The 14348-nt window shown below is 39.1% G+C and carries 11 protein-coding genes; 3 read left to right on the forward strand and 8 right to left on the reverse strand.

The window, feature by feature from the left end:
* Positions 1-94: 94 nt before the first annotated feature.
* The 8 genes from JWR87_RS09400 to JWR87_RS09435 form a co-directional block, all read right to left on the reverse strand.
* Positions 95-313, reverse strand: a complete 219-nt coding sequence (locus JWR87_RS09400) for a hypothetical protein (RefSeq protein WP_297818798.1) — start codon at positions 311-313, stop codon at positions 95-97.
* 58 nt (positions 314-371) lie between these two features.
* Positions 372-1727, reverse strand: a complete 1356-nt coding sequence (locus tag JWR87_RS09405; protein WP_297818801.1) for a nucleotide pyrophosphatase/phosphodiesterase family protein — start codon at positions 1725-1727, stop codon at positions 372-374.
* Between the two features lie 18 nt (positions 1728-1745).
* Positions 1746-2951, reverse strand: coding sequence for a metabolite traffic protein EboE (gene eboE, locus JWR87_RS09410; RefSeq protein ID WP_297818804.1), 1206 nt, complete (start codon positions 2949-2951; stop codon positions 1746-1748).
* A 137-nt stretch (positions 2952-3088) separates the two neighbouring features.
* A complete protein-coding gene (locus tag JWR87_RS09415) occupies positions 3089-4252 on the reverse strand; it encodes a 3-dehydroquinate synthase (RefSeq protein WP_297818806.1) in 1164 nt (387 codons plus the stop codon).
* A 100-nt stretch (positions 4253-4352) separates the two neighbouring features.
* Entirely contained in the window at positions 4353-5243 is an 891-nt protein-coding gene (gene eboC, locus JWR87_RS09420; protein WP_297818809.1) for a UbiA-like protein EboC, read from the reverse strand.
* Positions 5244-5372: 129 nt separating this feature from the next.
* The gene (locus JWR87_RS09425) at positions 5373-6359 is read right to left on the reverse strand and encodes a TatD family hydrolase (RefSeq protein ID WP_297818812.1); all 987 of its coding nucleotides are present in this window, start codon (positions 6357-6359) and stop codon (positions 5373-5375) included.
* Between the two features lie 33 nt (positions 6360-6392).
* Complete coding sequence (locus JWR87_RS09430) at positions 6393-7259, reverse strand: EboA domain-containing protein (protein ID WP_297818815.1); 867 nt, start codon at positions 7257-7259, stop codon at positions 6393-6395.
* A 1-nt stretch (position 7260) separates the two neighbouring features.
* Positions 7261-7641 carry a transmembrane 220 family protein gene (locus JWR87_RS09435; RefSeq protein WP_297818818.1) on the reverse strand — a complete coding sequence of 127 codons (381 nt, stop codon included), beginning with the start codon at positions 7639-7641 and terminating at the stop codon, positions 7261-7263.
* A 463-nt stretch (positions 7642-8104) separates the two neighbouring features.
* Here JWR87_RS09435 and JWR87_RS09440 point away from each other — a divergent pair, with 463 nt between their 5' ends.
* The 3 genes from JWR87_RS09440 to JWR87_RS09450 all read left to right on the forward strand — a co-directional run.
* Positions 8105-11059 carry a SusC/RagA family TonB-linked outer membrane protein gene (locus tag JWR87_RS09440; RefSeq protein WP_297818821.1) on the forward strand — a complete coding sequence of 985 codons (2955 nt, stop codon included), beginning with the start codon at positions 8105-8107 and terminating at the stop codon, positions 11057-11059.
* Positions 11060-11092: 33 nt separating this feature from the next.
* A complete protein-coding gene (locus tag JWR87_RS09445; RefSeq protein WP_297818824.1) occupies positions 11093-12688 on the forward strand; it encodes a RagB/SusD family nutrient uptake outer membrane protein in 1596 nt (531 codons plus the stop codon).
* Positions 12689-12982: 294 nt separating this feature from the next.
* On the forward strand, positions 12983-14348 hold a 1366-nt coding region (locus tag JWR87_RS09450; RefSeq protein ID WP_297818827.1), incomplete at its 3' end, for a VCBS repeat-containing protein.

Raw genomic sequence — 14348 nt, forward strand, 5'->3', positions numbered from 1 at the left:
ATTAATTCAGCCAAATCATTTTTAAGTGAGGGATATTTCTTAGTTTTTAATCAGCCGTTTTGATTCCTTTTTGAAGTTATCAATGATGGTGACATTATAACTCAATCAAAAAATCTTTAACGGATTCGCCTTTTTTCTTACCGGCCTTAATGTCGTTTACTTCCTGAACGGCCTGCTTCAATTCATTCAAGAACTGCTGTTTGCTTGGTGGCTTGACTTCGGGCTCTAGAACTGTTACAAAATCAAAGCTTTTAACAAGCTTCATAAAAAAAGTGTATTCTTTATCCGGTACGGAAACAACAATTTCTTTCATAATAATAAAAGCAGTCTATCAAACAGAATTAGATATTTAGAAGAACATATAAGCATATCTACCCTTTCAAATGCTTCCAAATTATGTCATAAACATCGGTAGCTTTTATCCTGTTTTCATCACTCTCTTTACTATCTGTAATCAGCACCGCATGATATTGAACCGGTGTTTTTATATTTCCATGAGAGCCTTTAATCAAAGTTGCGTCTAACGGGATTACATCCATTACATACCTAAACCCTGCTTTTTTACGCAAGAGTTTATAGCCTGCCCTTGCCTTTGATGTCATAAACATTTCTACAGGATCGTAGCCAGGTTTTTTATGAATGTCAACAACCCTTGCATAATCAGGAGCTACAGCATCGTCCAGCCAGAAGTAATAGGTGAACCAACTTTTTTTATCTGCCATTAAAACAAATTCACCAGCTCTTTCATGGTTAATATGGTACTCTGCCTGTGCTTCCCTGTCGAGGATTAATGATATTCCGGGAACAGTTTCCAGTAATTTTCTGACCTTTTCTGTAACTGAAGGATCATTTATATAGACATGAGCAACCTGGTGGTCTGCTACAACGAAAGCTTTGGATGCGCCCGGATCTAATAATTCCAGTCCTCTTTCAACGCGAATTTGTAAAAGGTCATTTTGCCTGAATAACCTGTTCGGATGAATTGGAGTAGTTACAGGTACTATCCCATACTCAGACAATAAAATAACAGAGGCTCCTTTTTTCTTATAAAACTTAACCAGCTTTTCAACAACCTTATCAATCTCCTCCAATTCTTTACTGATGTTTGAAAAGTCAGGACCGAACTTCTGAAGGCAATAATCTAAATGAGGCAAGTAGATTAAAGTGAGGGTAGGATCATATTTATCATCTGTAAGCATAGATGCATCTGCAATCCATGCTGTCGATTTTATATTGGCTCCTGGTCCCCAGAACTGGAATAAAGGAAATTGTCCTAATTTTTCCTGCAATTCATCCCGCAGCTCCGCGGGATGAGAGTAACAGTCGGGCATTTTACGGCCATCGGCAAGATAGTTAGGTCTTGGGGTAACAGAATAATCGGACGCAGTGTACATATTGTACCACCAGAACATAGTTGAGCAAGTGAAGTTAGGATCTTCCTTTTTTGCTCTTTCCCAAATTTTTTCTACCTGCACCAACTTATTTGACTGCTTCCAGAACTTTACTTCGCAATCCTCACGGTCGTACCAGCCATTACCTACAATTCCATGTTCTGCGGGCCATTTACCTGTAAGATAAGTTGATTGCACGGCAGTGGTTACAGCAGGCAAAACAGGGTCAATGGTTGCTATATTATGGTTTGAAACGTATTGTTTTATAAATGGGGTAAATTCTCCAATAAGATTAGATGAGAGACCTACAATATCAATGACAACTGTTTTATTCATAGCTACTAATTGTTATAGCTAAAGTTGGTTTGTAACCCACTTTAGCTCTCTTATAATAGATTGATCAATTCGTAATTTTAATGACTCGGGAAGTACTTCCCAGGTATAAGTTTCGACTTCAAGATGATTGGTGAAAGGAGTGCTTTTTTGAATTTCCAGTATCTGAACTATATCAGCTTGTGTAGATTCCAATAGTCCAAATTTCTTTAGAAAGACAGGTACATGAAAATGAGCTCTCCATTCATTTACCAAAGAATTTTCTGCATCGGCCAGGGCTTCAGGCAGATCGCGATATCTTACAAAACCTCCCTCTTTTTTAGAAGCAATAACCTGGTGCAGATAAGTTGACTCATTAAAAGTGCCAAAGGCTTCTTTAACTTTTAACCGGTCACTAACTTCATCGCTCATTACAGCCTTCAACGCCGCACTTATCTGAATTTTACCTACCCGAATACCTTCTGCTGTTAATTGTTTGATTACTTCTGCGTGTGGTTCGTAGCCTATTGCAAAATGGCAAACGTCATAGCATAAGCAAATATGCCTCTTTATCATTCTTTCTGCCTCGTCGGGAGAAACAGCATATTTTGAAGCAATCCTTCGGACCCCCGCATCTAATAAATAATTGTGGAACCACTCAAAAAATTCTTTTCCTGTCTCTAATATTCCATCCGGCTCAGGCTCTATATCCAGGTGTAACGTTTTTCCGGTTAAATGATAAATGTCAATCAGGTGTTCCGCAACTTCGAGTATATGATTTGTTGCCAATTCTTTAGCCAAACCCACCGCGTCGTCGGATGGAAACCAATAGCGGTAGCTCAGCGGCGAGGTAGAGACACCACCATCAAGATTTTCAGGAAGTAATTCGGCGAGAATATTGAAAAGACGTTTGGTATAATTAAGTCGATCAATTGTAGTCCAGTCGGGGGCATGAACGTGGTCTTTAACAATGGTGTGATGAAATCCTCCGTAGGGAAAACCATTCATTGTAAAAACATAGGCATTATTTTGATGCAACCAGTCTTTGAAGTTTTGCAATTCGTCTTTACTATATAACTGAAGACTCGCAATGTTAGATAATCTTAATCCAATGCCCATTGGCAAATTCGGGGAGAGTTCATTTTTGATGCCCCGAAAATTATGTCTTATTGCGGCAAAATGATCGGCCCAGTTTTCTCCGGCATGTATGTTTGTGCAATACGTTAAATGACCGACAGTAGTCTTCATAGCTGTGTAGCATTTTTACCTGTTGTTTCTTACCAGGCTAGTTTTAAAAAACTTTTATCAAGCAGAATAGACACAATTACTGGCGGGTTAGGGTTCATTTTAATAGCGGAAAAAACGCTCTTATTGGTTGTAGCCAACTACGCCACTTTCGCATCCAGCGCTTTTAGTTTTTCAGAAGCCTTCTTTAGCAACAGCCAATCCATTTCGTTTACTTCCTGTCCTTTTCCTATAGCTGTCAGAAGCGTTATTGTAAGGCGGCCACCAAGATGTTCGCGAAACTCGTTAAGGCCAAGTAATAAGGGGCTGCTTTCATCCTGCAGTTCCATTAAGGGATGAGTTATAGCGAAACCAAGCCTTAATAACAGGTCTATAATTCTTCTTACTTCATCTTCAGATATGTTTCCTTTCAATCCTGAATAAACACTGTCTAGTGCGATGCCCATTGCTACGGCTTCACCATGAGTTACTTCAAAGTTGGTTAACTGTTCTAGTTTATGTGCGCTCCAATGGCCAAAATCTAAAGGTCGGGCAGAACCGGTTTCGAAAGGATCACCACTGCGAATGTGTTCCAGATGACGTGCAGCGCACCGCTTTATAAGATAATTCATTGTAGGAAGATCTCTTGCTGAAAGATCGGTAGCATTCGTTTCGAGCCAATTAAAAAAGTCTCCGTCTTTTATCAAAGCAACTTTTATTGCTTCGGACATACCTGATCGCCAGTCACGATCGGTAAGGGTGGTTAAGAATTGGTCGTCGTTGAACACAGCTGCCGGTGGAGCAAATGTTCCCATGAAGTTTTTCTTACTTTTAAAATTAACGCCGTTTTTTACCCCAACACCTGAGTCGTTTTGCGAAAGCACAGTGGTAGGGATCCGAATGTGTTTTACACCACGATGAGCAACTGCCGCAGACAAACCTGCCGTATCGAGTACTGAGCCACCACCAATTGCAGCAAGGTATGAGTGACGATCGATGCCGTAGTCATTTATAGTATTAATGATGAACTCATTGTAGTATGAATGATTTTTTACTTTTTCCCCTCCTGGAACTAAAACAATATTCTCTGCTAGCTTAACAGTTGAAAAATGATCAAAGTAAGCATTGATTTTATCTACAAGATTTGGATGGCTTTTTGCCACCCCTTCATCAAGTACAAATAGTATTTTTTGTTGGATGCCTTCAATTTTTCGATCGTTTAAAAAATCGTTGAGAAGGGTATTTGTTATGTCAAATAAACCACTGGTAAAATGTACTCTGTATTCAAACTTTACTGAAAACGACTGTTCTAAATAATCATGCATGATGGACAAGGTGGTCTGCGGGTTTACGGCTTTTTAAAATGGTTGCGGTAAGACTTATAAGCAAAGGTATATAAGCATTGATTTTGAGGGTGCAAATATATCAGGTTACTGCAAAAAGTCGTCCCAGTTTTAATGATACGGGTAATAAAATAACAATTACGATAGCAAGATATAACGCCCCAAATGCTGCAGCCCACCCCGCGTTCATAAGTATTAGGGCTAAAACTCCTGCTTTCACTGCTTTACCAATGTTTCTTCCAATTGGTTCTTTAATAGCAGTCAGTAAAGGAGTAAAGATCATCCATGCAAAAGGCAGTACAAACACCAGGGTAAACAAAAGATTTCCGTTTGCAAAAGAAAAATATAAAATGGCAGCTAAAACAACTAAGTATAATAAAGATGCACAGTATAGGGTTGTTTTACTTCCGCCATGTACCTCGCCCCTGCTAACCATTGTTATGGAAGCAATGTATATAATGGGAATAATGGCAAGAAGCCAGTTTCCCTGTAATGCCAGCGGTACAATGCTTATTCCTAACAACAAATTTAAACCCCTGCACAAGCCCATGTTAACCGGTCCTAATAGTTTATGATGTTTTCCCAGCTTATTATAGACAAGGGCAGAAACGGTGATACAAAATGCAAGTAAGCCAGAAATAGTACTAACTAAAAAGGCAAGGATTATTCCTGCCGTTAGCAAAACTGCTCCTAGCGTGGTGGCTTCTTTTTTACTAATAAGTCCGCTTGGTATAGGACGTTCCGGTCGTTCTACGCTGTCTAATTCAGCATCGAAAACATCGTTGAAAACCACACCTCCACCATATAATCCTATTGTTGACAGGCAGAGTAATAGTACAGGCACCAGGTTTTGTACCTGGTTTGCATAATTTATAAAATAACCTGAAATGGCAACACCAGCCAGCACATCGGCAATGGATGTAACAATGTTAGCCGGTCGCATTAATCGTAGGTACCCTGATGTTTTCTTCACTTAAATTAAAACTGTTTAAAATAAAAAAGCTTTTTGCAAGAGAGACTAAAGCTTCACAAAGCGTTGCCGATAAACGTAATGCGACGCAACAATGCCGGTGTAAGAACGAATGTTTGTAACAAAAAAGCGCTAACTGATAATTATAGAAGCTTTATCTATTCGTGGCTGCTGGCCACCTCGTAACACTGTGTTGCCTTCAAATTTTACTGACTGATCAATGTTTTTGATCGTCACAAAGTCGTCTTCATTTATTTGCCCGCTCTTGCCAAAAGCAGTAATGGCATTTTGATAAGTAACCAAACGGATATCGTGATTACTAATACCACGAAGTTTCATTAGGGCAGCAGTTTTGGGTACAGCCAGCGGATCGCTTATGCCCCAGTCGGCGGCAGAGTTAACCATAATGCGTTCGGTGCCGTATTGTTTTATGATGTCGACCATGCGTTCGTTGCCCATTTTAGTAAAAGGGTAAATGGTAAATGCTGCCCAAAAGCCGCGGTCGAGCACTTCTTTCACCGTTTCTTCGTTGTTGTGGTCAACAATTACCATGTCGGGACTTAATCCATGTTCAAGTGCAATGTCCATGCTTCTACGTGTACCCCTTTTCTTGTCTCTGTGAGGAGTGTGAATTTGGACGGGAAGAGCCGCTTCTTTTGCCAGCTCCAATTGCTGACGATAGTATTTTTCTTCGGCTGCGGTCTGGTCATCAAAACCAATTTCACCTATTCCAACAACACCTTCTTTCATTATAAAAAGGGGCAGTATTTCCATTACCTGTTCGGCAAGGCTTTCATTGTTTGCTTCGCGGGAATTTAAGCCGATGGTGCAATAATGTTTAATACCGAACTGTGACGATCGAAATCTTTCCCACCCAATAAGACTGCTATAATAATCGCGAAAACTATCGATGCCTGTTCTTGGCTGACCGAGCCAGAAGGCCGGTTCTATTAGTGCGACAACTCCTGCGTCGTACATGGCCTGGTAGTCGTCGGTTGTGCGCGAAGTCATATGAACATGCGGATCAAAAAACCGCATTCCTTTTATCGCTTGCAAATCAACAGTAGCATGACTTTCTGTTGGGTTTGTTTTTTCGCCGTCAAAAGAGCTGCAACACATATGGCTAAATGATGAATAAGTTAATAATGGGAACTACAAAGCGTTCCAGTTCAGTTTATTTTCTTTGATAGCAAATTTTAATTCAATATCGTTTTCAAGCAAATCTTTAGCTGGTTGATAGTGACTATAAAAAGCAGCAAGAGCAGCAGCTTTTTTTTCAGAAAGATCAGCACTATTGAAAGCTTTTTCTATGTTGGCGAAGTTTTCAGCATGAATAAATTTAGTAACCAAACGCCACAATTGTGGATTAACAACGCGATGAGCGGCCCACCGCTCATTAGCATAGTCAATTAGAATGGATGCTAGTTCTTTATTAGCTCGCTCATCTAATCCAATAATCCGCTTCACATCTTTGTCAGTAAAAAAAGCTTTCATCACCAATTGATTCCAGGCCTGCTCGCTTAAATATTGGTTCGGATAAGGGTTATTGTACATAATTGCTTCTAAAACAATACCGATATTACTCCTGATGCCGTCGGCACATTGCTTTTGCCAGTCTTCAGCATAATCGAACCCAGGTAAAGCAGAATAGAGGGCAACCAGCTCATTCATTTCTGCTGCTTTGAAAAGCGTTTCTAATTTCCTGAAGTAATTTTCTTTATCAGATGAATCGACTTGCAATAACATCCAAACTCTGCAAAGTCTATCAATCGTCCAACCATTAATAGCATATTCGGAATGGACTTGTTTTAATTTATCGTGTTCTTCCAAACTAAACTGAATAAGTTGCTTTCCTGTTTTCCTCGGAACTGCTGCAAAAGTCAAATTCAGCTGGCCGGCATTTTTCTCTTCGCGTATTAGCAGTGCCTTGTCTTGTAGCCAGGTATAAATTTCTGCTGGCAAATTGTGTTGGATAATTTCAGCAAATGTGCTTTTTAGAAAATTGCCTTTCTGCTGCATGTTAGGAATGAAGATTATTAACCGCAAAATAATTGATAGCCAAAGCCGCACTTATAATAATAAGACCAAAAAACTCCCTGGTCTTTTCAATGTAGGGTTTTGTGGCCTGCATACTTTCTACAATACTGGGCTTATTATATTTCATGATCCAATCCTTAACCCCATCTTTCTCAAAAAAGAGTTTAATGGCATAAACAAGGTAAACCGCTATTGCAATAAGATAAATAACAGGGTAATATAAATGAAAAGCTGCCAGGCCACAACAAATAGCCGCCACCATATATATAGGTACCCAAATCCATGAGTCGCCATCATTAAGATTTACATAGGCGAACAATACGAAGGCTACACAAAAAAAACCATTAAGAATACTTAGAAACATAAGAATTTATTTAGCAACCGTTATGAGGGATAATTCTACAACAAAAATAGAATGTAAAATAACAAATATTATCTCGACGACGGAGCTTTCGAAAATCTGTTAGGTATCTCAATGTTACCAGGCATAGAAATTTTTACGTTGCCAGCCTGATTAACACAGATAATGCATCTCTTGCGTCGCACACTTTTACTGGAAATTTAAATGATCATCTTTTTTGGATGGTGCAAGTAAAAAGAGCGAACGAAACTTTGGCAGTTTTGAACATAGAAATGGGCAATCTCTTTACACCTGTAGTCTAGCTACTTTAATGACCCGCTTTTTCTAAAGTTGGTTAAGATTTTTTTATTATGGTTCTATTAGGGATCAAGTGTTCTAATCCAACTATTAAAATAAAAAAAATGGGTTAATAATAGTCGAATTAGAAAAGTATGGCTATTTTTAGCCCAATAAATCTAACTGCTTTATGAATATCACTTTAAAACGATTGTCGTTTTGTATCTTTTTATTTTCCCTCTTTTTATTTTCTACTTCAATTTTTGCCCAGGGCAAAAGAATTACGGGTAAGGTTACAGATCCCGCCGGTGCCGGTATACAAGGCGTAAGTGTAAAGGCTAAAAATGCCAATGCAGGTGGAACTACGGATGAAACGGGCACTTTTGCACTCACTGTTCCGCAAAATGTTACTTCACTTACATTTTCATATGTTGGTTTTACAACCCAGGAAGTTGCGCTGAGAGATCAATCTACAATCAATATTCAATTAACCCCTTCTGGCAGTCAACTTACTGATGTTGTTGTGGTTGGTTACGGTACTCAACGTAAAAGAGAAGTAACCAGTGCAGTAACCAGTGTTAGCGCCGAAGAATTTAATAAAGGTAACGTAACGAATGTTGCACAATTGCTACAAGGTAAAGTTGCAGGTCTGTCAATATCAAGGCCCGGAGGTGACCCAAATGGTGGTTTTGCAATAAGGTTGAGGGGGCTTTCTACATTAGGAGCAAATACACAGCCATTAGTAGTAATTGATGGCCAGGTAGGTGCCGACCTTAATAGTGTTGATCCGAACGACATTGCTAGTATAGACGTATTAAAAGATGCGTCTGCTGCCGCTATTTATGGTACGCGTGGATCAGCAGGTGTACTAATTATAACTACCAAAAGAGGTACTTCAGGTCCTCCAAAAGTTTCTTATAATAGCGCAGTAACAGCAGAAGTTCCTGCAAAATTTACGGATCATTTTTCTGCTGAAGAATATGTAGCCGCCGGTGGGGTCAATTTTGGTTCGAATACCGATTGGAATAAAGAAATTAGCCGCACAGCTATTTCTCAAACCCATAATCTTTCATTGTCAGGAGGCGCTAATGGTACTACTTATAATGCGTCAGTTAACTATCGTGACAACCAGGGTGTTGCTATTACATCAGGTTTTCAGCAGGTGAACGCACGTTTAAATCTGACACAGAGAGCCTTGAATAATAAGTTGGTTTTTAATTTAAACTTAACCAATAGCAGAAGAACATCGAGCCAGGCTTTTTCTGAGGCTTTTAAATATGCTACCATATTTAATCCCACTGCACCTGTGCGTACTAAAAATCCTTTGAATGATCTTTCAGGCGGGGGGTATTTCGAAAGCAATTTCGTAGACTATGCAAATCCTGTAGCTGTTCTTGAACAGAATAAAAATAGTCAAACTGTCAAAAGGTTAAACGTTCAGGGATCAGCGGAATATGAAATAACTCAGGGATTAAAATTTTTAGTAAGGTATTCACAGCAAACATTCAACAACTTTAGAACAGCATTACTACCACGTACATCCTTCCACTCCAGAAATTTCTTAAATGTTAGTGGCTTTGCCCGTAATGGTTATGCAATGAAGGGTACCGACGAGAATTTTAACCAGTTATATGAGAATACACTTACTTATGATACTAAGTTTAAAAATCTGAGTGTTACTGCTTTGGCGGGTTACTCGTACCAGAGTTTCTTAAATCAAGGTACAAGTATAGGCGCAGGCAATTTTATTACAGATGTAACCGCTGATAATATAGGTACAGCGCTCGACTTGAAAAACGGCCTGGCAAATGTTACCAGTTATAAAAATGCAAGCCGGCTTGCTGCCTTTTTCGGAAGACTAAACTTCAACTATCAAAATATTGCTTTTGTAACTTTAACTGCAAGAAGAGAAGGATCTACCCAATTTGGTGCTAATAATAAATGGGGAATGTTTCCTGCAGCAAGTGCAGGGTTAGACCTTAGTAAACTATTTACCATCCCTACATTCAGCAATTTGAAGGTTAGGGCAAGTTATGGAGTTACCGGATCATTACCTCCTGAATCATATTTGTCGTTATCTACTTTCGTGGCTGATCCAAATCGTGAATTTTATGCCGGTAACGGTTCATGGTTGGCCGTGTACGGACCAAACAGAAATGCAAATCCGGATTTGAAGTGGGAGAGAAAAGCAGAGTTCGATATAGGTCTTGATTTTGCTTTATTAGATAACAAAATGACAGGTACATTCGATTATTACAACAGGAATACATCTGACCTGATTTTTAATGTGGCTGTTCCCGTTCCACCAAACTTAGCAAATCGGACCTGGAAGAATGTTGGTACACTTTCAAGCAGTGGGCTTGAGTTTGCACTTAAATACAATGCGATACAGAAAAGTAATTTTTCGTGGGAAACAGGGGGTAATTTTTCGACTTACCATGTAAAACTGTCGGCATTGAGTGCCGACATCGCTCCCGGATCTTACATAGGTGAAACTAACCTAGGTACTCCCGGTCAGGAAGCAACTCAAATCACACGGGCATATGCAGGAGAAGATATCGGACTTATCTGGGGGCCTGTTTATAAAGGGTTAGATCAAACAGGAAAATACCTGTTTGATGACGGTAAGGGTGGCACTACTAAGGATGAAAACACTTATAGAACTTTAATCGGCAAAGGATTGCCGAAGTTCGAATTCGGCTGGACAAATACATTTAACGCTGGAAATTTTGATTTAAATTTCTTCATTCGTAGTTCAATCGGTCATGATCTTGTAAACACTTACCGTGCTTTTTATGAAAATGCTACGGTTGTTTCTGCCTACAATGCAGTAAAGACAAAATATTATGATCCTGCAGTTAAAGATGGCCAGAAGTTTAGCAGTCTCCATGTGGAAAAAGCTTCCTTTGTAAAATTAGATAACGCTACTTTAGGATATAATTTTAGCCTGTCCAAAGCGGGTCCTGTAAAGTCTTTAAGGGCTTATGTTAACGGTCAAAATTTATTCTTCATTACTAATTACACTGGTGTTGATCCGGAAGTTAGATATAGTGATAATGGAAATGCATTAGCACCTGGAGTTGATAGAAGAGAAACATGGGTGAGAACGAAATCTTTTACGCTTGGAGTTAATGTGGGTTTTTAGTTATTTAAATTTATTAATATTTATTATTTACATATGAAACTTGTATCAAAAACGATATTGTCATTGATGGGGCTTGCATTAACGGCCTCATGTACTAAACTTGATGAAAAGGAGTTGTTGTATGACCAGGTAGTCCAGGATCAGTTTTTTCAGTCAAATAGGGAACTTGTATCTGCAGTTGGCGCAGCTTATACTAATCTTTATGGGTTTAGAGGAGGTCTCACTAACGTAAATGAAGTTACTACAGATGAAATTGTAGTTCCCACCAGGGGCGCCGATTGGGGTGATGGTGGTCATTGGGTAAGGCTTAAATTACATACTTACAAGCCAAATGACTCAGAGGTGAACGGTGCGTGGAATATGTTATACGCCGGGGTTAACGGTTGTAATCGCCTTTTAGCGACTTTAGAACCCTTAGGAACCGCCCAGTCAATTGCGTTTATTGCTGAACTTAAGTCCTTACGTGCGATCTATTATTATTGGTTACTCGATATTTATGGAAATGTTCCTTTAAGCACAGATTTCAAAGACATTACTCCTCCACCTAACAGTACAAGAAAGCAAGTGTATGATTTCGTTGAAAAGGAGTTGTTGGATAACGTGGCTAAGTTGCCAAAGACAGGACCTAACGATCAGTCAACCTATGGACGTGTGAATTTTTATACTGCACAAGCAGCGTTGGCGAAACTATATTTAAACGCTGAAGTATACACTGGAGCTGCACAATGGGATAAATGTATTGCTGCCTGTGACCAAATTATTAATTCTGGTAAATATTCACTCACGCTTAATTACAAAGATAATTTCGTAAAAGATAATACTGGGGCGAGTGAGTTTATCTGGGCAATTCCGTTTGACCAGGTGCATGCAAAAGGATTTAACTTAAATCATCAGACTTTACATCAGGAGAGCCAGAAGACTTACAACATGACAGCCCAGCCGTGGAACGGTTTTGCTACAGTTGCCGAGTTTTATAATTCATACATTGACCCTACTCAAAATCCCGGTCCACAGGGAACAGTTGTAGGATTAGATCCTAAAGGAACTCCAACGACTGGAACAGTCGATAAGAGATTATCAAACTTTTTGGTTGGTCCCCAGTTTGATGCAAATGGAGTTAGGTTATTAGATGGAGCTTCTGATCCTGAAGATCCGGATGGTCAGCCAATTACTTTTACTCCTTACATGAATCAATTGGAGCCGAGAGCATGGAGGCAAACGGGAGCAAGAATAAATAAATGGGAGTTTTACAATGGTATGACTTCAGATCTTAGTAACGACGTAGCAATCTTTAGGTATGCTGACTTTCTATTGGCTAAGGCAGAGGCGATAGCCCGAAAAAATAGTAACTGGAATGATCCTATTGCGATGGCCCTGGTTAACCAGATTAGAACACAGCATGGTGGAGTTACACCATTTGTTACAATGACAGATGTATCGTTCCTTGCTGAACGTGGAAGGGAAATGTTTTTCGAGGCTTTCAGAAGACAAGACATGATTCGTTTTGATAAGTACAACAAAGCATTCACTTTTCATCCTGCTGATGCAGATAAACACGTGAATATTCTTCCCATACCAGAAGCGCAAATCAACGCGAACCAAAAGCTTAAGCAAAATCCCGGCTACTAAATTTATTTAGAATTTAATACATTAATAAAGGCGTTGAGACATATCTCGCGCCTTTGTTAATGTATTGATTATAGTAGTGTTTTTCAATTTCTTTATTTACTACGTTTATTTTTGCATCTTCTTTTTATATTGCTGGTATTTTTATTACAGCTCCTACCTATTATAGCTGGTAAAGGCAATTCTTGGGGTAATTAGTTCTAATTTGTTCGTTTGATGTGCAGAGTAATGAGAGGTTTGTGTTTTATAATTTTATTTTGTGTTGCCTGCGGCGATAGCAAAACTTCGGAAAGGCCGTTGTTTACACTACTTCCCTCATCTGAGACAAGTGTAACTTTTGCTAACAATATTAACTATACAGAGGAGTTTAATCCCTATACTTTTAGAAACTTTTTCAATGGGGGAGGGGTAGCTATAGGCGACATCAATAACGATCATCTTCCAGACCTTTTCTTTTGTAGCAACCAGGGCTCGAATAAACTTTATTTAAACAAGGGGAATTTTAAATTCGACGATATCACACAAAGTGCTGCGGTAACTTCAGATAGTATCTGGTCTACTGGTGTAACTATGGCCGACGTAAACGGAGATGGTTGGTTAGACATTTATGTTTGTAAATCAGGCGAACTGAAAGGCAGCAGCCGAAGCAATGAATTGTTTATTAATAACGGCGATCTTACTTTTTCAGAAAAAGCAAAAGAATTTGGTTTAGATAACCGCGCACTTTCCACACATGCTGTGTTTTTTGATTTCGATAATGATGGCGACCTTGATTGTTATCTACTAAACAATTCTTTCAGATCAGTCGGCAACTACGATTTGGTTGAAGATCAGCGACAGATACCAGATACTTTGGGGGGAAATAAATTGCTGAGGAACGACGACAGCCATTTTAAAGACGTAACAATTGTAAGTAAAATTTACAGTAGTGAAATCGGTTTTGGTTTAGGTGTAACTATATCAGACATTAATAAAGACGGGTGGCAGGATATATACGTTTCAAATGATTTTTTCGAGCGGGATTATCTTTATATCAATCAGCATAATGGAGCGTTTAAGGAATCGTTGGAGCGTTCGATTCGCGAGATTAGTATGAACTCAATGGGTGCCGACATTGCCGATGTTAACAATGATGGGTTTACTGATATCTATGTTACAGACATGTTTCCTGAGCAAGATGCCAGGATTAAGACAAAGACCAATTTCGAGAATTGGGATAAATACCAGGCAAACATTAATAACGGTTATTTCAAGCAGTTTGTCCGAAACTCCCTTCAGTTAAATACCGGTTATCAAAACACTTCAGGTTTAAATAAAAATGTTTCTTTTAGCGAAATTGGAAGATTCGCAAATGTGTCGGCCACTGACTGGAGTTGGGGCGCTCTGATAAATGACCTTAATAATGACGGGTTTAAAGATATTTTTGTCGCCAACGGAATTTACAAAGACATAACGGACCAGGATTACATTCAATACTCTGCGGACGAAGCCGGAAACATCAGGCAGAAAATACTTAATAAGGAAAAAAATATCATCAAAGAATTGATAGATCTAATTCCTTCCCACCCAATTTCGAACTATGTTTTTAGCAACAATGGTGATTTAACTTTCACTAATAAAGCAAAAGAGTGGGGATTAGACGAGCCGGGTTTTAGTAACGGAT

Origin of the sequence: Segetibacter sp. (assembly GCF_025963695.1) — a bacterium.
GTDB lineage: Bacteria > Bacteroidota > Bacteroidia > Chitinophagales > Chitinophagaceae > Segetibacter.